The following is a 21186-nucleotide window of genomic DNA, read 5'->3' as shown; positions in this document are numbered from 1 at the left end:
TGCCGAATCTGTCACCGGCATGCGCCATATTCATCGAAAGTTAGCGAACACTTCGCTGACCACGGCTGCACGCGCCGCTGCATTCCACCCGCATTCCTAATTAAATCAACGATTTGCCAAGGCTTTGGGTGGGGTTGTCCACAGGCTTGTGAACAAAATCTGTGGATAAGCCTTGCGTGTCGAGCGTGGTACGAACGTGCTCGACGAAGGCTTGCGCAAGTTGCGATGGCGGGGGGTGAAGTGACGTCACGACGGAGAACGTCGACAGAATTTGCGGCGCAAACGGTCTGACTTCCACGCGCTGCCTCGCGAACGATGCTGTGATGCCGTCGACGATCGAGACGCCCGCGCCATGCTCGACCAGCGTGCACACGGCGGCGGAGAGTTGCGACTCGACGCTCATGACGCGATCCACGCCGTGCTCGGCAAACACGCGGTCGATGTCGTGACGTCCATCCGACTCCATGGGGAAGGAGACGAACGCTTCCCCGCGCAAATCTTCCGGCGTGATGACCTCGCGCGCCGCGAGCGGGTGCCCCTTCGGCAGCACGCATTGCATTGGTACGCGTAACAACGGCTGAACGTGCAGACCGGCATGCGTGAGCGGATGCGCGATGAAACCCACGTCGCAGCGGCGGCCCAACACCATATCGACGACGATGTTCGACGCATGCACCAGCAGCGTGGTGTTGATGCCCGTGTGCTCGCGCAAGAAGCGGGTGAGGGCGATGGGCAGGAAGTCGAGGGCGATGGCGGGCGCACCTGCGATGTGCAACGAGCCGCGCCGCAGCGACTTGATTTGCTCTGCCGTCTGCGCAATGCGCTCCATCCCCGCGAACGAACGCTCGACTTCTTCGAACAGCACGAGCGCTTCGGGTGTCGGCTGCAAGCGTCCGTTGCTCCGGTCGAAGAGCGCGAAGCCGACATCGACTTCGAGATCGTTGAGCAAGCGCGTGACGGCGGGTTGCGAGACGTGCAGCATTTGCGCGGCACGCGTGACCGTCTGGCGGAGAATCACGGCGCGAAAGGCTTCGAGTTGGCGGATCTTCATGACGGGGAGGCAAGGTAGGCGCGGGCGGCGACGTCGCCATAATATCGATGAATACCGCTCTCACAAAATGTGATTTGACGTATCGCGTACGCGTGGGAGATGCTTCATGACTCTCATGAATCAAGACTCGAGCGCATGAGCGGCAAACCATAACATCCGGTATTGCCTGCGTCGCCGAGCCTTCTCCATCGATGCAAAAGACAAGCGAGATTGCCGTGATTGGCGGCGGGCTGGTCGGCATGGCCATTGCGTACGGGCTGGCCCGGCGCGGCGAGTCTGTCGTCGTGCTCGATGGTGCCGACGACGCACTGCGCGCCGCGCGAGGCAACTTCGGCCTCGTCTGGGTGCAAGGCAAGGGCGCGAGCTGCCCGAACTACGCCCGCTGGTCGCTGCATTCCGCCAACCGCTGGCAGGCGTTCGCCGACGAACTCGAAGCGCGCACTGGCGTCTCGGTCGGCTTCGAGCGCCCGGGCGGATTCAATATCGCCGAGACTGCGGAAGAACTGGCTGCCAAAGTGGCCGTCATGCAGCAACTCGCAGCGAGCGAGCCAGCGCTAACTTATGACGTGCTCGATCACGACGCCCTCGCCGAGCGCGTCCCTGCGATTGGCGATCACGTGGCTGGCGCCATCTACTCGCCGCACGACGGTCACGTCAGCCCGCTTTACACGCTGCGCGCGCTGTTCACCGCGTTCACACAGGCGGGCGGAACGTATGTGCCGAACGCCCGCGTGACGAATATCGCGCCGCGTGCAGGGTCATTTCACCTGGATATCGAAGGCGGCCGCACGCTCGATGCTGGCCGTGTCGTGCTTGCCGCCGGGCTCGCGAATCGCGATCTTGCGCCGATGGTCGGACTGTCGGCACCGGTGCGCCCGATGCGCGGGCAGATTCTCGTGACCGAGCGCGTTGCCCCGTTCTTGTCGAATCCCACGATCTACGTTCGGCAGACCGTCGAAGGCTCGGTGATGCTGGGCGACTCGGCCGAGGACGTCGGCTTCGACGATGGTGTGACGCCCGACGTTATTGCCGATATCGCACGTCGTGCCATCTCGCCGTTTCCGCGATTGCGCCATGTGCGCGTCGTGCGTGCGTGGGGCGCGTTGCGCGTGATGACCTCGGACGGCCTGCCGATTTACGAAGCGTCGCGTGAGTGCCCGGGCGCTTTTCTCACCACTTGTCATAGCGGCGTGACACTGGCCGCTGCGCACTGCGACACGGTCGTGCCGTGGATCATGGGCGGCGAGCGTCCTGCCCTTCTGGAGCCATTCCATGCCCAGCGATTCGCTGTTTAAGTCGCTCGCGCGCCGTGATGGCGCGACGGTGCGCATCGTCATCGACGGCACGCCGTTTGATGTGCCTGCGGGCGTGAACGTGGCGGCGGCCATGTTGGCTGCGGGTGTCACGGTCTGCCGTGAGACGCCGGTGAGCCATGCGCCGCGTGCGCCGTATTGTCTGATGGGCGTTTGTTTCGACTGCCTCGTCGACATCGATGGCGTGCCGAATCGACAAGGTTGTATGACGCTCGTACAAGACGGCATGCAAGTGCAGCGCATGCACGGGGCGAGGGATGTCGCATGAGTCTTAATTCGCGTATTAAACAGACTGATCTCCTGGTCGTTGGTGCTGGCCCTGCGGGGTTGGCGGCGGCCCTCGAAGCGAAGCGTCGCGGCCTCACGCCGCTGGTGATCGATGAAAACCCGCTGCCGGGTGGCCAGATCTATCGCAATGTGAGCGCGTCGCCGTTGGCGGACCCCGCATTGCTCGGCGACTATCTGTACGGCCGTACGCTGGTGCAGGCATTCGAAGACGCCGATATCGACTACTGGCCGCGCACGCTGGTCTGGCAGATCACGCAGGACCGCCGCGTGTTTGCAACGCGCGAAGGCGCGAGGACATGGCAGATCGAGGCGCAGGCGATTGTGCTCGCGGGCGGCGCGATGGAGCGTCCATTCCCGATTCCCGGCTGGACGCTGCCGGGGGTGATGAGCGTGGGCGCGGCGCAAACGTTGCTCAAGTCGGCAGCGCTGGCACCGCGCGAAGGCGCTGTGCTCGCGGGCTGCGGGCCGCTGCTTTATCTGTTCGCATGGCAGATGCTGCGTGCGGGTGTGCCGGTTCGCGCGATTCTCGATACGACGCAACGCCAAGCCAAACGCGACGCCTTGCGTCATCTCGGCGGCGCGTTGCGCGCGCCGGGGTATCTCGCCAAAGGCCTTGGTTTGCTGCGGGCGATTCGCGCTGCGGGCGTTGCGCATGTGAAGCACGTGGAAGCATTGCGTGTGCTGGGCAATGAAGCGGGCGATAACGCGGAAGCTATCCAATACCGTGTGGCCGGGCAAACGAAGCGCATCGAAACGCCGCTCGTGTTGCTGCATCAAGGGGTGGTGCCGAACACGCAGATCACGCGCTCGATTGGGTGCGAACACGTTTGGAACGACGCGCAACTTTGCTGGGTACCGCACACCGATGCGTGGGGTGAGACGAGCGTGCCGCGCATCTTCGTCGCGGGCGATGGTGGTGGCATTGCGGGGGCACGTGCCGCCGAACCGTCGGGACGGCTCGCAGCGTTGCAAGCGGCGCATGTGCTTGGCCGTATCGATACCTCGCGTCGCGATTCAACGGCGCTGTCGTTGCGCCGCGACCTTGCGCGTCACACGGCGATTCGGCCGTTTCTCGATGCGATTTATCGTCCCGCGGATGCGATGCGACGCCCCGCCGATGACGACACCGTAGTGTGCCGATGCGAAGAGGTGACAGCGGGCGATGTGCGTCAAATGGCGGCGCTCGGTTGTGTCGGGCCGAACCAGACGAAGTCGTTCTCACGGTGCGGGATGGGGCCTTGTCAGGGACGCCTGTGCGGCCTGACAGTGGCGGAGCTGCTCGCGCAGGCACATGGCCGCGACGTGGCAGATGTGGGCTACTACCGCATTCGCGCACCGCTCAAGCCAGTAATGCTCGCCGACCTTGCCATGGCCGTGCCTGCGCCGACACAACCCGGCGAGCGGAAGGAATTTCCGCGTTGATCCGGCATCGAATAGGCGCTGAATTTGCGTCGCCATCGCGCTAAACCGTTTCCCCTGCCTGGCTGCCGCCCGCGTACTTGACCGGCGCGGCGCGGTGGCCAGCTTTTTTCAGCGCAGCATTGATGGGTCGGACACCGGTGTAATGGCGGTCCCTTCACGGCAATGTCATCGCGATTGCGCTAGAATTGCCTTCATTCGCTAGTCGCGCCACGTGCCGACGGCTAGCTGATCTCTCTTCTCGTTATGACGCGGCACGCTCTGCCGCTGCGTCACTCCCAAGTTTCAAGACTCCCATGACTTCTGATTCTGCGAAGCCACGCACGGGCTTTTGGCCTGCACGCGCGGCGACGATGGCATTACTGTTTTGCAGCGGTTTTCTCTATGCGACGTGGGGCGTGCATGTGCCCACCGTCAAGGCGATGTTCGATCTGAACGACGCGAGCCTGTCGGTGGCGATGTTCGCCGTGGCGGGCGGTGCCATCGTCACGATGTCGCGCATGGCCCGCTGGATTGGTCGCGCGGGCAGCCAGCGCGCGAGCCTCGTCTCCGGCATGGCGCTCGCCATCACGAGCGCATTCATTCTGTCGATGCCGAGCTATTGGGGCCTCGTCGGATGGCTCGCCTTGTATGGCGCCGCGAACGCCACCTATGACGTTGCCGTGAACGCGCAGGCGGCCACGCTGGAAGCGCGCTACCGCAAGCCGATCATGGCGTCGCTACATGGTTGCTTCAGTCTGGGCGGGATGTCGGGCGCGCTGGTGGGCGGGGTGTGGCTCGCACATCATGGCTCGCCGCAATGGCATATCGGTTTGGCTGCGATGGCGTGTGCGGTTGTGATGCTTGTCGGTGCACGCTTCATGCAGGCGGATATGGCGCCGGGTGAAGCGCCGGTGGCGCAGGACGATTCACCGCGCAAGGCTGCGCCACCGCCCGCGCTCGACGACGCGTCGCGCCGCAAGTTGCATCGCCGTCTCACTGGTTTCGGCATTCTCGCGTTCCTCGGGTTGGTAGTTGAGGGCGCGATGTACGACTGGATGGCGGTCTACATGCGCGAAGTCGTCGCTGCGCAGGGTGCATGGATCGGTGCGGGCTATGCGGCGTTTTCGCTCGGCATGGCAGGCGGACGCTTCGGCGGCGACCCGATCCGTGCCCGTATGGGTGGCGCGCGTCTGCTGCGCGTGAGTAGTCTGCTTTGTGTCGGCGGGGTGCTGCTCGCACTGGTCTGGCGTGAGCCTGCCGCGGCCGTGCTGGGTTTTGCGCTCGCCGGGCTGGGCTTGTCGAACGTGATGCCGGTGATGTTTGCCGCCTCGGGCGAAGTCGCTCGCGGCGCTGGCATGGCGAGTGCGGAAGCGATTGCCGTGATGGCCCGACTCGCTTACCTCGGTTTGCTGGTGGGGCCGGTGTTGATCGGCGCGATTGCGCATGGCATCAGCTTGCCAGTGGCGCTGGCGGCGGGGCTGCTGTGCATCGTGCCGATTGCGCTGCTCGCGCCCAAGATGCTGGCGGGCGCCGATGGGCGCACCGCACAGCATTGACGCGTGCCACGCAAAACGACTTAGCCCAACGTTACCGAGACTTCACCCACCCCGTCGATGGTGCCGCGCAACACGCCGGTGCTGTTGGCGGGAATCATGCCCACGTACGAGCCGCACGTGATGACGGCACCGGCACGCATCGTGATACCGCGCTTGCCGTTGTAATTCACAAGCCAGGTGAGCAGCGCACGCGGGTCGCCTGCCGGGTTGCGCGTACGCGCCGGGGCGATGTTCTTGCCGTCGAGCGTGAACGTCACTTTCGGCGAATCGAGATTGAGCGACTTGGCGTAGTCGCGGCCACTGCCGAGGATCAGCGCCCCGTTGTTCTGCAAATCGGCGAGCACAAAGCGTGAATCGAGTCCGGTCGCGGCGTAGCGGCTGTCGGTGATTTCGATGGTCACGAGCGTCTCGCTGACGTGCAAGAAAATGTCGCGCTCGTCGTGGCGCCCCGGCTTGATATCGCGCGCGAGCCGAAACGCCACTTCCAATTCCAGACCGGGACGGAAGAAGTCGTTCAACGCCAGCGTGCCGCCGCCTTCACTCACGACAGACGCGGGAATCGGTGCGCAGTTCGGCAGATCCATCGGGGCCTTGGCGCCCACTTTCCACGCAGCAATCGTTTCACCCAGCAGATCGAGCGTGCGCAGTTGCACGGCGTAGGCCGCATTGGCATCGACAGGCTGCAATTGCGCCGCGGGCGAGTCGATGGGCGTGTCGCCGCGGCGGGTGTCGGCCAGCAACTGGGCTAGGGCTTCGACGTTGGCTTGGGTATCGGGCATGAAGCGAGTCTCCTGGATATAGGTCGGGCGATGCCCGGTTGCCGCGCGAACGGCAGTGATTCAGACAGACGAATCGTATACATAATTCAACGCGAATTGCGCAGTGCAGCGAACATGATGTCTACCGCGTGAAAACAACAGTCAACGTAGTCAAAGTGACATCGATCTGCGAGAATCGATCGTCGTGTAATGATTCGTAATATTTCGTGACACGTGTGGTGCGATCCACATCGGCGATGTCTATCGCCCGCGCTTTCGCCCGTTACGAAAAAGCAGTGCCCGGTGTCCCTGGTGTCGATAACCCTCTTCCAGAAGCGAGCGACCTTGCCGAGCCTATGCACTCCGTCCCGTTGAACGCGTTGCACATTTTCCCCGATCACTCGCCGCATGGCCCGCCACCCGTTGTGGACGCGGCTGCGCATTCGCCGATCAGCCGTCAGGCGTTGCATCTCGCCGTGGGCGATCGCCTGCGCAGGATGATTACCGAAGGGGTGTTGTCGCCGGGCGCGCATCTGAACGAGCGCGCGTTGTGCGAACAACTCGGGGTGTCGCGCACGCCGCTGCGCGAAGCGCTCAAGGCGCTCGCCGTCGAGCGCTTGATCGAATTGCTGCCCAATCGAGGCGCGCGCGTCGTTACGCTCTCGGCCGCCGACATTTCCGACGCGTTCGAACTGCTCAGCGGCCTCGAAGCGCTGGCGGGGGAGTTGGCGTGCGAGCGGATCACGCAAGCGGAAATCGACGAGATTCAGGCGCTGCACGCAACGATGCACGTGTGTCATGCGCACGGCGATTTGCCCGGCTATTTCGAATGCAATCGTCGCATTCATGAGCGCATCAATGCCGCTGCGCGCAACCCGTCACTCGTTCATATGTATCAATCGGTCAACCGGCGCTTGCAGGCGTTGCGGTTCCGCTCGAATTTGCACGCGGGCAAGTGGGAACGTGCCATGGCAGAACACGACGCCATGCTGAATGCGTTGCACGCGCGCGATGGCGTGACCCTTGGCCGCTTGCTGCGCGCACACCTGATGGCCAAGTGCAACGTGGTGCTGGCGCATCTTCGCGCGGCGGCTTGAGCGACGATTTGGCGACAGCGCAGCGATCGTCTAAGCCGCCCGGCTAGTACTCACCAACCCTTCATTGAGCATCGCGGCGACATAGGCGTCGGTCTTGCTGCGCAGGTGCGTCTCCATGAGCGTGCGCAGCCGCTTGCTGTCGCGTCGGCGCATGAGTGCCAGCATTTCCGCATGCTCGTCTACGGCCTGCCGCCAGCGCTCCGGCGTCGGTGTCAGGCGTTCGCGCACATAGCGCAGCCGCGCGTTCAGGTTATGGAAGTACTCGGCAAGCGGCCCGTTGTCGGCGATGCGCAAGATGCTCAGGTGAATTTGCTGATTGAGCGAGAAATACGCAGCATGATCGGTGCGTTCGTAAGCCGCTTCCATCTCCGCTTGCAGACGGGCAAGTTCGTCGAAATCGGCGTCGGTCGCTTTCTCGCAGGCTTGTTCGCCTGACAAGCCTTCGAGCACCGCCATCACGGCGAGCAGGTTCACCACCTCGTCCACACTCACGCGTGCCACGCGGGCGCGCCGTGTTTCAGATATCTCCACCAACCCTTCGTTCGCCAGCCGCTTGAGCGCTTCGCGCAGCGGCGTGCGCGATACCGCCAAGGCGTCGCACAGCGTGCGCTCGACGAGCGGGGCGCCCGGGCGCAAGTCGCCGCGAACGATGCGCGCCTTGAGCGCCTCGTAAGCGGTGGCATTGAGCGAAGCTGAGGTATCCATGAATCCTGTGTTCTCAAAATGGAATGCCAATTTTGATTCTGTCGGCACTTTCAGTCAATCGTCATTCACGGATGATTGCACGTTAACCCTGAATTGATCGGTTATTACTTGCCAATTTGGTCGCGGCGCTTCTATCGTTAACGAAAATTGGTATACCAAAAAATAGGCTAACGCACATGGGGTGCTAGCCATCGAACGAAGGAGGCAATGTGACATCGACCGTTCTGACCGAGCAACGCGGCGCAGTGGCGCTGGTAACGCTCAATCGTCCCGAGAAGCTCAACGCGCTGACCAAGCCGATGTGGCAGGCGCTAGGCGACACGATTCTCGCGCTGTCCGAGACGCCGGACGTTCGCTGCATCGTGCTGCGCGGTGCGGGCGAAAAGTCGTTCGCCCCGGGCAACGACATTGCCGAGTTCGAAACCGACCGAGCCAATGTCGAGCAGGCGCGCACGTACGGCGCGCTGATGCATCGCACGCTCGATGCGCTCGCTAACTGTCCGGTGCCGCTCGTGGCGATGATTCATGGCATTTGCGTGGGCGGCGGCATGGAGATTGCCGCGTCGTGCGACGTGCGCATTTGCGGCGAGTCAAGCCGCTTCGGCGCGCCGATCAACAAGCTGGGGCTTGTGATGGCGCATGCGGAGTTGTCGGGTCTGGTGCGTTTGGTGGGGCCGACGCGCGCACTCGAAATTCTGCTCGAAGGCCGGATTTTCGATGCACAGGAAGCGCATCGCATCGGACTCGTCACGCGTGTTGTTGCCGACGCAAAGGTGACCGAGGGGGCGCTCGCGAGTGCTGAGCGCATCGCTGCGGGCGCCCCGCTCGTGGCGCGCTGGCATAAGCGGTTTGTGCGAGATCTGGTCGGCGGGAAACCGCTCACACCCGCGCAGATCGACGAAGGGTTTGCGTGCTTCGGCACCGAAGACTTTCAAGCGGGCTATCGCGCGTTTCTCGCGAAGACGGCCCCCGTGTTCGAGGGGCGCTGAGATGACCGATACCGTTCAAAAGCAAGGCGGTCCGCTGCAAGGCGTGAAAGTGATTGAGTTGTCGCACATCATGTCGGGCCCCGTGTGCGGCATGATGCTGGCCGACATGGGCGCCGATGTCATTAAGGTCGAGAAGATGGAGGGTGACGACGCGCGCCGTTTCGCGCCGATTCTCCCGCATGGCGAATCGGCGTCGTTCATGATGCTCAATCGCCACAAGCGCGGCATCGCGCTCAATCTCAAGACCGAGGGCGGCAAAGCCGTGCTGCGCAAGATGCTGGCGACCGCCGACGTGGTCACAGAAAACTATCGTAAGGGCACGATGGAGAAGCTCGGGCTTGGCTACGAGACGCTGCGCGAGGCGAATCCGGCGCTGATCTATTGCGCGATCTCCGGATACGGGCGCACCGGGCCGTATGCCGATAAGGGCGGTTTCGACCTGATCGCGCAAGGGCTCTCGGGGCTGATGAGCGTGACCGGCGAGCCGGGGCAGGCCCCCATCAAGGCGGGTTCGCCGATTGCCGACATCAACGCGGGCATTCTGGCGGCGCTCGGTATTTCGGCGGCGTATGCGCATCGGCTACGCACGGGGCAGGGGCAGATTGTCGATACGTCGCTGCTTGAGGCCGGTTTTCAGCAGATGTATTGGGCGGCGGCCAACTTCTTCGCGAGCGGTGAGAATCCGCCGAAGCTGGGCTCGGCCAATCCGACGAGCACCCCGTATCAGGCGTTTCGCACGCAGGACGGCTGGATCAATATCGGCGCGGCGAATCAAGCTAACTATGAGCGCCTGCTACAAGTGCTCGATGCGCCCGAGATCGCAGGCGACCCGCGTTTTGCGACGAACGCTGGCCGCACGGCACACCGCGCAGAACTGGTGGCGCTGATCACTGCCTATTTGCTGCGTGACACGACGCAAGCGTGGGTCGAGCGACTCGACGCCGTAGGGTTGCCCGTCGGCCCGGTGCTGCCGATTTCGGAAGCCGCCGTGCATCCGCAAATCGTGGCGCGCGAGATGGTCGTGGAAACGGTGCATCCGCTCGACGGCCCCACGCGCAGCATCGGGCTGCCGATCCGGTTCTCCGAGACGCCGAAGCAAACCGGCGGCCCGGCACCGAGGTTGGGCGAACACACGCTCGATGTGCTGTCGGAATACGGGTATGACGACGCGCAGATCCGCGATTTGCTGGCACAAGGCGCGATTCATGCGTTGGCAGCGGAGCGCGCGACCGCAGCCTGACGTGATGGGAATGCATTTCCAGCAAAGGATGAAAGCGCCGTGCACCGCTCAGGTGCCCGGCGCTTTTTTCATGAAGTGGAATTGCCGAACGAATTTGCGTTGGATAGGAAATGAATCCGAACTTCCCTCGGATGGGCCGGTCGGTCCTTAACGGGCCGACACTGCGGGCCTGCATTGCCGCAAGACGGGCTGCCGACGAACCTGACCACACGGCCAACGCCGTAAGGAGGGAAGGGATGACCGAACGCAAGCACCACCCCAAGACGTTATGCAGGACACGCCGCCGGTTTCACGACCGTGCGCACCGCACGCCGATACGACTTGGCACGCAACTTCAATGCCAAATGACAGGAGGGTGGTCGCGCGAGAATGACGCGCGTACCATTGGGCTTCACGCATCGACGTTCGCGAGGTGAGCATGCCGGCACGCATCGAAGACTACGCCATGATTGGCGACTGCCGAAGCGCTGCGCTGGTGGCGCGCGACGGTTCGATCGACTGGCTCTGCTGGCCATATTTCGATTCCCCCGCCTGTTTTGCGGCGCTGCTCGGCGGCCCCGAGCACGGTCACTGGAAACTCGCCCCCGACGATCCCAAGGCCACCGTCACACGCCGCTATCACGACGACACCCTGATTCTCGAGACGCGCTACGAAACGTGCGAAGGCTGCGTGTCGATCATCGACTTCATGCCATTGCGCGACGGCGCGGCCGATCTAGTGCGGCTGGTCAAGGGCATCCACGGCAACATCACCATGTCGATGGAACTGATTCTGCGCTTCGACTACGGGGCGTCGGTGCCCTGGGCGCGCCGCCTCGATGACGACGACGCCACCGGTCCGGGCATGCGCTTGATCGCGGGACCTGACAAGGTCGTTTTGCGCACGCCGGTGCCCATTCAAGATGTGCCTGGCAGTCTGCGCGCGAACTTCCAGGTGAAGGCTGGCGAGACGGTACCGTTTGTCCTCTCGCGAGTGGCGTCGCATCACGCCGACCCGCGCGAAATCGATCCGCTTGCGGCACTCACCGACACGGAGCGTTACTGGCGCACATGGGCTGGCCGCTGCCAACTCGACGGTCGCTGGACCGACGCCATCCGCCGCTCGCTCATCACGCTCAAGGCACTGACGTTCGTCCCGACGGGCGGCGTGGTGGCGGCCCCGACGACATCGTTGCCTGAACAGCTAGGCGGCGAGCGCAACTGGGACTACCGCTATTGCTGGCTCAGGGACGCCACGCTCACCTTGCAGGCGCTCATGCTGGGCGGCTATTACAACGAGGCGAACGACTGGAGCGATTGGCTCGTGCGTGCGGTGGCGGGCGCGCCGTCGCAGGTGCAGATCATGTATGGCCTATCGGGCGAGCGGCGGCTGCCCGAGTGGGAAGTCGACTGGCTGCCCGGTTATGAGGGCGCCAAGCCCGTGCGAGTGGGTAACGGTGCAGTCGGCCAGCTTCAGCTCGACGTGTACGGCGAAGTCATGGACGCGCTGCATCAGGCGCGGCTCGGCGGCCTGCAACTGGACGACGCAACGTGGGAAGTGCAGACCAAACTGGTCGCGCATCTCGAAACGGTTTGGCGTCAGCCAGATGAGGGTATTTGGGAAGTGCGCGGCGGGCGTCAGCACTTCACTTACTCGAAGGTGATGGCGTGGGTGGCGTTCGATCGCGCGATCAAGTCGGCCGAACGTTTCCATCTGCCGGGGCCGGTCGATCACTGGCGCAAGTTGTGTCGTGAGATTCATGACGACGTTTGCAAGCACGGCTTCGACAAGTCGCACAACGCCTTCATGCAGGCCTATGGCTCCGACGAGATGGATGCCAGCGCTTTGATGATTCCGCTGGTCGGCTTCCTTGCGCCGGACGATCCGCGTGTCATCGGCACCGTCGAAGCGGTCGAGCGCGAACTGATGCGCGACGGTCTGGTGCAACGCTATCGCACCAGCCGCGTCGACGACGGGCTGCCAGCGGGCGAGGGGGCCTTCCTCGCATGCAGCTTCTGGATGGTCGATTGTCTGGTGATGCTCGGCCGCCAGCGCGATGCGCGCAAGCTCTTCGAACGGCTGCTGTCGCTGCGCAACGACGTGGGGCTGCTTGCTGAGGAGTACGACACGCATCACAAGCGTCAGGTCGGCAATTTCCCGCAGGCGTTCTCGCATATCGCGCTGGTGCACGCGGCGATCCGGCTCGAAGCGCTCGCCGAAGACGACCGGGCCGATGACGACGCCGATGCCGCCGACGAAGCCCATTACGAGCATGTGGGATATCGGGCGGTTCGCGCCTGACACCATTCCATTCATCGGCTGATAACCCTGACGGGCCCGTGTTCGCACGGGCCCGAATCATGTATGGGGAATGCAGGGCATGGCGCGCGGCGAGCTAGCAATTCTTGTAGGGAAATAGCGAATCGCTAAAGGTATTCGTGAAGGATGCCGTAATAACTTTCGAAACCTTACAAACCCTTTTCTCGCGGAGCACCCCCCCTCCATGACCATCATCGCGGTCAAGAACAGTTCGACGTCCAGCCTGCTCGACGTGTGGCAGGCGCACATTCAGCAACAGCAGGCCGACAAGGCGAAGGCGGCCGGTGCGGTTGCCGCGGGCGCGGGCAACGCAGGTCAGAAGGGCGCCACTTCCACGACGTCAGACAAGACGACGGCCAAATCCGCTGAGGGCAGCCAGACGGCAACGCTGTCGACCACGACTACCACGCCCGATGCCAACAACAACGGCACCAGTTCGCGCAAGATCGACGCCGATATGGTGAAGTCGGTGCGCGAAGCGAGCGACGCTGCGAAAGCGCTGGGCGGTGCGGCAGGTGGTGGCGGCGCCGATGCCGCGAGCAGCGCGGGCGGTAGCGGCCCGCAGGCCAACGGCATCGTCGAGCAGACCATCCAGAAGCTCAAAGACATGCTGGCCAAGGTGATGGCGCAGCTCGAAGCCGTGCGCAACAACGATTCGATCCCGCCGGAAGAGAAGATGGCAGAGGTGCAAACCCTCTCGGCGCAAGCGATGACGATTCGCGCGCAGATCCAGACGCTGATGGATCCGACCAAAACCACCGGCACGCGGGTGAACACGACGGCCTGACCGGTTGCTCATCTCTCTCGCGCGCCGTGCGCGGGAAGATTTGGCGCGATAGAATTCGGCTTTCGCTTAATTCTTGATGTGGCACCCCGTTAGCGGGTGCTGTATCAGCCTTCCCCACGCGCCGCATGAAGCAAGACAAGTCACTCACCGCCCTGTTGTGGATCGTTGCGGCGGGCTTTTTCATGCAGGCGCTCGACGGCACCATCGTCAACACGGCGCTGCCGGCCATGGCCGCGAGCCTCGGCGAGAACCCGCTGCGCATGCAGCCCGTGGTCGTCGCCTATTCGCTCACGATGGCCATGCTCACGCCCGCGTCGGGTTGGCTTGCCGACCGCTTCGGCACACGCCGCGTGTACTTCGTGGCGATTCTTCTCTTCGTACTGGGCTCGATTTGCTGCGCGATGGCACACACGCTGCCGCAGTTGGTCGTCGCGCGCGTGTTGCAAGGGGCGGGCGGCTCGATGCTGCTGCCGATCGGGCGTCTGGCTGTCCTTCGCACGTTTCCCGCCGAGCAATATCTCGCCGCACTGGCCTTCGTGTCGATTGCCGGGCAGGTCGGTCCGATGATGGGGCCGGTGCTGGGCGGCTGGCTGGTGGAGGTGTCGTCGTGGCACTGGATCTTCCTGATCAACGTGCCCATCGGCGTGATCGGCAGTCTGGCGGTGCGGCGTTATCTGCCGCGGCCTGCCAAGGAAGAAGTCATCCAGACCGGCTTCGACTGGATCGGCTTTGCGATGCTGTCGGTGGCGATGGTGTCGTTCACGCTGGCGCTGGATCATCCGTTTCCGCAAGCCGGTTGGGCACCGTCGGTGGTGTTGGCGCTGCTATGTGTAGCGACGACGGTGGGCTACTGGCCTTACGCGCGCCGTCGCGCGGCACCGCTGTTTCCGTTAGAACTCTTCGAGACGCGCAGCTTTAGTCTGGGGCTGCTCGGTAATCTGGTCGCGCGTATCGGCAGCAGTGCGGTGCCGTTCCTCATGCCGCTGTTATTGCAAGTGGGGATGGGGTACAGCCCGCTGGTCTCGGGGCTGACCATGCTGCCCATGGCGCTGGCAGGTATCGTCGTCAAACGCATGGTCACGCCGCTCGTGAAGCGCTACGGCTACACACGGTTCCTGATGGTCAACACGGCTGTGGTGGGTGGTTCGATTGCGAGCTTTGCGCTGTTCGGGCCAGGCTGGCCGATGTGGCTGGGCATCGTGCAGTTGGCCGTGTTCGGTGGCGCGGGGTCGATGCAGTTCGCTGCGATGAACAGCGTGACGCTCAAGGATCTCGGCACGCGCCGCGCCAGTGCCGGTAACGGCCTGTTCTCCATGGCGCAGATGCTGGCACTAGGGCTTGGCGTGACGATCGGCGGTCAGCTACTGGCGTTGTTCGGTCATCTGGCCGGTGAAGCGGGCGAGCTTGGCGTTGGCGGTACTGTTGCGGGCTTCCGGATGACGTTCGTTTGCGTGGGGCTGATTACGTTGGCCTCGGCACTGGTGTTCCGTCGCGTGGAGGAGCAGCGCCCGGTAGTGGCCAGCGCGACGGGGCAATAACCGCCGCCGCGCCTGCACAGCGAATTACTTCTTCACCAGCGCACACTTCGATTCGGCCAGCGGCGCGAACGCCTTGTCGGCCGGAATCGTCTCGAGGATCTTATACAGATCCCAGTCCGACTTCGACTCTGCCGGTGTCTTGACCTGCACCAGCAGCATGTCGTGCACGAGCTTGCCGTCCGCACGAATCTGCCCGTTGCGAATCACCGGGTCGTCGATCTTCATCGTCTTGAGCTTCGCCATCACGGCATCGGCGTCGTCGGTGCCTGCGGCTTGTACCGCCTTCAGATAGTTGAGCACCGCCGAGTAGACGGCCGCTTGCATCATCGTCGGCATCTTCTTGTGCTGCGCATAGAAGCGCTGGGCAAAGCCGCGCGAGCGGTCGTCCTGATCCCAGTAGAAGCCGTTGGTGAGAATCATGCCTTGGGCGTTCTTCAGGCCCATGCCGTGCACTTCGGTGATGAGCGAGAGCAGCGGTGTGAAGACCTGCTTGCTGCCCTGAATCATGTTGAACTGCGAGGCCTGCTTGACCGTGTTGAGCGTGTCGGTGCCCGAGTTCGCCAACGCGATGACCTGCGCGCCCGAGGTTTGCGCGCGCAGCAGATACGACGACAGATCGGGTGAGTTGACCGGGTGCTTGACCGACCCGACGACCTTGCCGCCCTGACGCGCCAGAATCTCGCTCGCGTCTTTCTCAAGCGCCTGACCGAAGGCGTAGTCGGCGGTGATGAAGTACCACGACTTCAGACCGCGGCGCAGCAGCGCCTGCGAGGTGGAGTTGGCGAGCGCGTAGGTGTCGTACATCCACTGCACGCTGTGTGCCGTGCACTGTTCGTTGCTGATGGCCGACGAACCGGCCCCGGTGACCAGTGCGATCTTTTTCTTCTCGTCGGCAATACGGTCGACGGCGAGGGCGACATTCGAGAAGGTGAGGTCGGTGATCATGTCGACCTTGTCGCGGTCGTACCACTCGCGCGCGATGGTCGCGCCCGTGTCGGTCTTACCCTGCGAGTCGGCCGAGACGAGTTCGATGGGCGCACCCAGCACCTTGTGGTCTTTGGCGAAGTCGTCGATGGCCATGGTCGCGGCGAGCACGCTGCCCTTACCGGCGTTGTCGCTCGAGACGCCCGACAGGTCGGTGAGCACACCGATCTTGACGACACCGTCGGAAATGGCCGCAGCATGGGCCGTCGGGGCGAAGCTGGTGGCGAGAGCACCCAAGGCGAGCGCAGAGGCGGCGCACGCAATCGCGCGCCGGATAAGGGTGGGCATGGCTTGTCTCCGATATTCGAGTTATGTCGATCCATTGCGCCGCAGGTGTGCTGCCGTTCTGCGGGCACGGTCTCGAATATCTTAAACATCTCGTAATCGATTGCGCAATCCGTAAATTTTCTAAGCGTTGCGTAGAAGATTCGGCGGGCTGGCGAGCGCCCCGTGAGCGCATGGCGCGCCCTATAATGCCGTCGATTCGTTGGGCATTCCGGTCATCATGGACACACAAAACAGCAAGGCAATGTATCGAGATATCTCCGCCTACAAGGCGGGGAACACGGGGACCGATTACGTTCATCACTTCGACTCGGGACTGCCCGGGCCGCATTTGCTGATCAGCTCGCTCATCCACGGCAACGAGTTCTGCGGCATGCATGCCGTCACCCATTTGCTCGATAACGGTGTGCGTCCGGCGCGCGGCAAGCTGACGCTGACGTTTGCCAACGTCGAGGCGTACGAGAGCTTCGACGAGTCGCAGCCGTTTGCCAGCCGGCAACTGGTTCACAACCTGAACCGGATCTGGTCCGACGAGTATTTGCAGGGTGAGTCGGATAGTCCGGAGGTTCGCCGTCTGCGCGAACTGGCGCCGTTCATGGACGCCGCCGACCACATCCTGGACATTCACTCGACGTCGCTCGACGTGCCGCCGTTTTGGGTGTACCCGGACGCGCAACGCAACACCGCGCTTGCCGAGGCGATCGACGTTTGCGGCTTGCACCTGATCATGCCCAAGGGGCTCGGGTCAGGGACGCCGTTGATCCAGTTCCGCCGATTCGGTGACGCCGCAACGACGGCCGGTGCGGCGGTGGTGATCGAATGCGGTCAGCACTTCAAGCCGTCGAGCGCCAAAGTGGCGATTGCTGCGGCGACGCGATTCCTCGCGCACTTCGGACTGATCGATGCGCAGGAGGCGGAGAGATTGGCTGGCGTCGAAGCTCAGCCGAGCGCACGGCGCCGCTTCGAATTGGTCGAGACGCACGTGGTGCAGACGCCGGAGTTTCGTTTCTCGCGCCCCGTCGTCGGCTTCGAAGTGTTCGGTAAAGATGAGTTGGTCGCGACCGATGGCGACAAGCAGATCGTCGCCCCGTTCGATGGCTGCACGGTCATCATGCCGACGCGTGAACCCATCGTGGGGCGAGAAGCGATGTATCTGGCGCGCGAGCGCGCCTGATCGCGTTGAATTAAGCGTCGCAACGGGGCGTCGCCCCTTGCGCGCTGGTGGCGATGGCGCGGCCGATACCGTCGGTCAGCCGGTCTACGAGTTTGCGCTGGGCGGCGACGACTTCGGGAATGCCGCCCGACGCAGGTTCCGTGCCGCTGAAGCGGCACGTCAACACCACATCGCCCGGTACGCGGCGCACGGTCCAGACGGCCGTGAGTGCGGCCTGTTGTCCCGGTGCCGTTTCGAAACGCTGCACGGCGGTGGATAGGCGATACACCGTGACGCCGTCGGCGCGCGGCAATCCGTACACATCCATCGCACCCAGACGCTGCGTGAGTCCGCGCGAGATCGTCGACGTCAGCTCGTTCTTGAGCGGCGCGGCCCAGCGCGACGCTTCCAAAATATCGACTTGCCCGCCGCCCTTGGTCACCACGATCTGCGGGCGATCGACCTGTTCGGGCACGGCCACGGGGGAGACCTCGATGGCATAAGGCGTGGCTGGGGCGTTCGTGCCGGCAGTGCTGGTATTGGTCGAACCAGCCGCCGACCCAGCCGCCGAGGCTGCCCCCGCATCGGTAAGCGTGTAGAAGCTCGACGGCGGCGAGGCGCAACCCGCCAACCCCAACACGAGACTGGCCGAGGCCAGCGCGGCGGCGCGCACCGCCGCGTGGCGATCCAATCGGCTGCGGGCGCTACGGAACATATCGGTCGGTCTCGTCATGGTTGCGGATCCTTGGGTTTGCCGCGCACCAGCGCTTCAGGGTGCTGTTGCAGATAGTCGGCAAGCGTGTTGAGTGAGCGCAGCGTCTTGGTCAGTTCTTGCATGGCCTGTCGCACGTCTTGCTGCAACGGCGCGTCTTCCGACAGCGTGCGCTCGGCCGCGCCGAAGCTCTTCTTCGCTTCGCCCAGCGTGGCCTTGGCTTCCGGCGCAATTTCGGTATCGAGTTGCTTGAACAGCCCTTGCACGCTGTCGAGCGTCTTGTCGAGCTTGGCCAGCGACGAGTTGAGATTCTGTCCGATGGTGTCGAACGGAATCTTGTCGAGCTTGCCTGCGATGTCGGCAATCTGGAGCTGCAACTGGTCGAGCGTGTTGGGCACGGTGGGCAGCACGAGTACGCCATCCACCTCTTCGGCCTTAGCAGGCGAGACGTTCGGGAAGAAGTCGAGCGCCACGTACAACTGACCGGTCAGCAGATTGCCCGTGCGCAACTGACCGCGCAAGCCGCGCGCGACCAATGCATTGAGAATCTGATGGCTCGCCAGTTCGTTGCGCGGCAAGTTGTTCTTCGGGTCGCGTCGGCGCAGGCGGTCCGGATACAACTCCACCGTGACCGGCATGGCGATGCGCTTGGTCGCCTGATCGAACTCCACCCCGATAGATGTGACTTCGCCGAGCGTGATGCCCCGGAAGTCGATCGGTGCGCCAACGGCCAGACCCCGCAGCGATTGCTGGAAGCGGAACACCACGCGCACCGGGTGCGTGTCGGGGGCCTTCATGGCGGTCGATTCGTCGGGCGCGAGACGGAATTCCTGACCCGGCTTGGCCATCACGCCAGCCCCGGCATCCGCCGGTGCCTGGAACGCGATGCCGCCGATCACGACAGACGCAAGCGACTGCGTATTGACCTGGAAGCCGCTCGAATCCAATCGCAGATCAATACCACTCGCATGCCAGAAGCGTGTGTTGGTGCCGACGTATTGGTCGTAAGGCGCTTGCACGAAGACGCGCAGCGTCACGCCCTTGCCGTCCGGGTCGAGCGAATAGGCTTCCACTTGTCCGACTTGAATGCGGCGGAAGTAGATCGGCGAGCCGATGTCGAGCGAACCGATATCGGCCGCGTGCAAGATGAACGGCTTGCCCGGCTGACCGCTGGACACCACGGGCGGTACTTCCAGTCCGACGAAGTGGTCGGCAGAGTCTTTCGCTTTGCCAGCGTCGGCGCCGATGTACGCACCCGAGAGCAGCGTCGACAGCCCCGAGACACTGCCACCCGCCACGCGCGGACGCACGACCCACCAGCGTGAATCCTTGACGGCAAAACGCTTGGCATTCTTGGTGAGATCGACGGTCACGCGCACGTGCGAGAGGTCGTCGGACAGTTCGATGTTCTTGACCGTACCGATGTCGACTTCCTTGTACTTGACCTTGGTCTTCCCGGCTTCGAGCCCTTCGGCCGTCTTGAAGTCGATGGTGACGGTTGGGCCGCGTTCGATGAGCACTTTAGCCACGAGCGAAAGCCCGATCACGGCGGCCACGAGCGGAATCAACCAGACGAGCGACGGTGCCCAGCGCTTGCGCCGCTCGATGGCGGGCGTGGGCAGATCGTCCGCCCCGGCTGGCGTAGGCTTCGCGTCCTTCTCGTTTTTCTCGTCTTTCGGGTCAGTCATGGTCGTCCTGTTCGGTGTCGTCGTCGCGGATCTGGTCCCAGATCAGGCGCGGGTCGAACTGCATGGAGGCCACCATGGTCAGCACCACGACGGAGCCGAAAGCCACAATGCCGGGGCCAGCCTGAATCACGGCCAGCGATTGAATATTCACGAGCGCGACCATCAGCGCCACGACGAAAACGTCGAGCATCGACCACCGGCCGATGAACTCGACCATGTGATACAGCTTCGTGCGTTGATGCGGCTTCCAACGCGCGCCGCGCTGTGCGGTGAAGCACAGCAACGACAGCGCAATGAGCTTGAGCATGGGCACCAGAATGCTGGCCGTGAAGACGACGATGGCCAGATCGTATTCGCCGCTGGTCCAGAAATAGATCACGCCGCTCATGATGGTGTCGCTGGAGTTACCGAGCAACGAGCGCGTCTGCATCATGGGCAGCAGGTTGGCGGGAATGTACAGGATCGCCGCCGCAATCAACAAGGCCCACGTCCGCACCAGACTGTCGACCTTGCGCTGATGCAGCACCGCGCCGCAGCGCGGGCAGCGCTCCTTTTCCACCGTTTTCACTTCGCGTGCGAGCCGCCCGCACACGTGGCAGGCCACCAGCCCGGCGGCTTTTGCGGTGAGGTATCTCATCGGGCCGCTGTCTCGCGTTCGGCGCGTGCGGCGCGACCAGCCTCGACGGCGGGGTCGGGCGTGTGGTCGATCAACAGCCAGAGATTACGTAGATCGTAAGAGAGCACCATCGCGAGGAATACCGTGAGCGCGCAGAAGGCCCAGAGGGCAATGCCCGGCAACACGCTTGCCATGGCCGAGAGTTTCACTAGCGAGACCAGCACACCCAGCATGAAGACTTCGATCATCCCCCACGGACGGCAAAACTCGATGGCGCGCATGACCGTGAACACTGCGTAGGGGCGGCGGCCGATCGAGAGCGGCCAAATCAGATGCACGAGCGCGAGCAGTTGCGACAGGGGAAACAAGACCGTCGTGGCGAAGACGAGCAGGGCGACGAGCCACATGCCTTCGCGATAGAGCGCCCATGCGGCACCGATGAGCGTGGTTTGGGTGTAGATGCCTTGCACCTCGATCTCGACGATGGGGAAGGCGTTGGCAATGGCGAAGACAATCAGACACGTCACCGTGAGCGCGAGTACGCGCGACAGGCGAAGGTCGGGAGAGCGGTAGAGCACCGAGTGACAGCGCACGCAGCGGGCGGTCTCGTGCGGCGGCAGATCCATGCGACGGTGCAGAGTGTCGCAGTTGGGACACGCGATCAGGTCCGTCACATCATCATCTGGGGGCAATGTATCCATTACCTTTCGGGGGGACGGTGACCAA

The 21186-nt window shown here is 63.5% G+C and carries 19 protein-coding genes; 11 read left to right on the top strand and 8 right to left on the bottom strand.

Annotation, left to right across the window (positions count from 1 at the left end; translation table 11 throughout):
- Positions 1-100 precede the first annotated feature (100 nt).
- The gene (locus tag ACPWR9_RS16250; RefSeq protein ID WP_426299231.1) at positions 101-1051 is read right to left on the bottom strand and encodes a LysR substrate-binding domain-containing protein; all 951 of its coding nucleotides are present in this window, start codon (positions 1049-1051) and stop codon (positions 101-103) included.
- 191 nt (positions 1052-1242) lie between these two features.
- Here ACPWR9_RS16250 and ACPWR9_RS16245 point away from each other — a divergent pair, with 191 nt between their 5' ends.
- The 4 genes from ACPWR9_RS16245 to ACPWR9_RS16230 all read left to right on the top strand — a co-directional run bounded on the left by ACPWR9_RS16245 (position 1243) and on the right by ACPWR9_RS16230 (position 5609).
- Positions 1243-2346 (top strand): NAD(P)/FAD-dependent oxidoreductase, encoded by a 1104-nt coding sequence (locus tag ACPWR9_RS16245; RefSeq protein WP_426299229.1) that lies wholly within the window; start codon positions 1243-1245, stop codon positions 2344-2346.
- Positions 2324-2632: a (2Fe-2S)-binding protein gene (locus tag ACPWR9_RS16240; RefSeq protein ID WP_426299227.1), complete on the top strand. Its 309-nt coding sequence runs from the start codon at positions 2324-2326 to the stop codon at positions 2630-2632. Before ACPWR9_RS16245 ends, ACPWR9_RS16240 begins: the two co-directional genes overlap by 23 nt.
- Positions 2629-4074, top strand: coding sequence for an NAD(P)/FAD-dependent oxidoreductase (locus tag ACPWR9_RS16235; protein ID WP_426299225.1), 1446 nt, complete (start codon positions 2629-2631; stop codon positions 4072-4074). The genes ACPWR9_RS16240 and ACPWR9_RS16235 overlap by 4 nt, the downstream gene beginning before the upstream one ends.
- A 293-nt stretch (positions 4075-4367) precedes the next feature.
- Complete coding sequence (locus ACPWR9_RS16230) at positions 4368-5609, top strand: MFS transporter (protein ID WP_426299223.1); 1242 nt, start codon at positions 4368-4370, stop codon at positions 5607-5609.
- Between the two features lie 20 nt (positions 5610-5629).
- Here the strand turns inward: ACPWR9_RS16230 and ACPWR9_RS16225 are convergent, their stop codons facing one another.
- Entirely contained in the window at positions 5630-6388 is a 759-nt protein-coding gene (locus ACPWR9_RS16225; RefSeq protein WP_426299221.1) for a 2-keto-4-pentenoate hydratase, read from the bottom strand.
- A 335-nt stretch (positions 6389-6723) separates the two neighbouring features.
- On the opposite strand from ACPWR9_RS16225, the gene ACPWR9_RS16220 reads away from it, so the two are divergent.
- Complete coding sequence (locus tag ACPWR9_RS16220; protein ID WP_426299219.1) at positions 6724-7464, top strand: GntR family transcriptional regulator; 741 nt, start codon at positions 6724-6726, stop codon at positions 7462-7464.
- A gap of 30 nt (positions 7465-7494) precedes the next feature.
- Here the strand turns inward: ACPWR9_RS16220 and ACPWR9_RS16215 are convergent, their stop codons facing one another.
- Positions 7495-8169 carry a GntR family transcriptional regulator gene (locus ACPWR9_RS16215; protein WP_426299217.1) on the bottom strand — a complete coding sequence of 225 codons (675 nt, stop codon included), beginning with the start codon at positions 8167-8169 and terminating at the stop codon, positions 7495-7497.
- A 209-nt stretch (positions 8170-8378) separates the two neighbouring features.
- Between ACPWR9_RS16215 and ACPWR9_RS16210 the strand changes: the two genes are divergently transcribed.
- From ACPWR9_RS16210 to mdtD, 5 genes are all read left to right on the top strand, one after another.
- Positions 8379-9158, top strand: coding sequence for an enoyl-CoA hydratase/isomerase family protein (locus ACPWR9_RS16210; RefSeq protein WP_426299215.1), 780 nt, complete (start codon positions 8379-8381; stop codon positions 9156-9158).
- A 1-nt stretch (position 9159) separates the two neighbouring features.
- The gene (locus tag ACPWR9_RS16205; protein WP_426299213.1) at positions 9160-10398 is read left to right on the top strand and encodes a CaiB/BaiF CoA transferase family protein; all 1239 of its coding nucleotides are present in this window, start codon (positions 9160-9162) and stop codon (positions 10396-10398) included.
- A gap of 418 nt (positions 10399-10816) precedes the next feature.
- Complete coding sequence (locus ACPWR9_RS16200) at positions 10817-12679, top strand: glycoside hydrolase family 15 protein (RefSeq protein ID WP_426299211.1); 1863 nt, start codon at positions 10817-10819, stop codon at positions 12677-12679.
- Positions 12680-12881: 202 nt separating this feature from the next.
- A complete protein-coding gene (locus ACPWR9_RS16195) occupies positions 12882-13484 on the top strand; it encodes a hypothetical protein (RefSeq protein ID WP_426299209.1) in 603 nt (200 codons plus the stop codon).
- Between the two features lie 125 nt (positions 13485-13609).
- On the top strand, positions 13610-15022 hold the full coding sequence (gene mdtD / locus ACPWR9_RS16190; protein ID WP_426299207.1) for a multidrug transporter subunit MdtD: 1413 nt from the start codon (positions 13610-13612) through the stop codon (positions 15020-15022).
- A 24-nt stretch (positions 15023-15046) separates the two neighbouring features.
- Here mdtD and ACPWR9_RS16185 read toward each other — a convergent pair whose 3' ends face one another.
- A complete protein-coding gene (locus tag ACPWR9_RS16185) occupies positions 15047-16294 on the bottom strand; it encodes an ABC transporter substrate-binding protein (protein WP_426299205.1) in 1248 nt (415 codons plus the stop codon).
- A 217-nt stretch (positions 16295-16511) separates the two neighbouring features.
- Here ACPWR9_RS16185 and ACPWR9_RS16180 point away from each other — a divergent pair, with 217 nt between their 5' ends.
- Complete coding sequence (locus ACPWR9_RS16180; RefSeq protein ID WP_426299203.1) at positions 16512-17465, top strand: succinylglutamate desuccinylase; 954 nt, start codon at positions 16512-16514, stop codon at positions 17463-17465.
- A gap of 10 nt (positions 17466-17475) precedes the next feature.
- Here ACPWR9_RS16180 and ACPWR9_RS16175 read toward each other — a convergent pair whose 3' ends face one another.
- The 4 genes from ACPWR9_RS16175 to ACPWR9_RS16160 are packed head-to-tail and all read right to left on the bottom strand — an operon-like array spanning position 17476 to position 21161.
- Positions 17476-18177: a PqiC family protein gene (locus ACPWR9_RS16175; RefSeq protein ID WP_426299201.1), complete on the bottom strand. Its 702-nt coding sequence runs from the start codon at positions 18175-18177 to the stop codon at positions 17476-17478.
- The gene (locus ACPWR9_RS16170) at positions 18174-19844 is read right to left on the bottom strand and encodes an intermembrane transport protein PqiB (protein WP_426299199.1); all 1671 of its coding nucleotides are present in this window, start codon (positions 19842-19844) and stop codon (positions 18174-18176) included. Before ACPWR9_RS16170 ends, ACPWR9_RS16175 begins: the two co-directional genes overlap by 4 nt.
- On the bottom strand, positions 19837-20481 hold the full coding sequence (locus ACPWR9_RS16165; protein WP_426299197.1) for a paraquat-inducible protein A: 645 nt from the start codon (positions 20479-20481) through the stop codon (positions 19837-19839). The genes ACPWR9_RS16170 and ACPWR9_RS16165 overlap by 8 nt, the downstream gene beginning before the upstream one ends.
- A complete protein-coding gene (locus ACPWR9_RS16160) occupies positions 20478-21161 on the bottom strand; it encodes a paraquat-inducible protein A (RefSeq protein ID WP_426311991.1) in 684 nt (227 codons plus the stop codon). The genes ACPWR9_RS16165 and ACPWR9_RS16160 overlap by 4 nt, the downstream gene beginning before the upstream one ends.
- Positions 21162-21186: the final 25 nt, after the last annotated feature.

This window comes from Pandoraea pneumonica (assembly GCF_049918595.1).
GTDB classification, from domain to species: domain Bacteria; phylum Pseudomonadota; class Gammaproteobacteria; order Burkholderiales; family Burkholderiaceae; genus Pandoraea; species Pandoraea pneumonica_A.
This window is presented reverse-complemented; position numbering and strand designations above follow the sequence as displayed.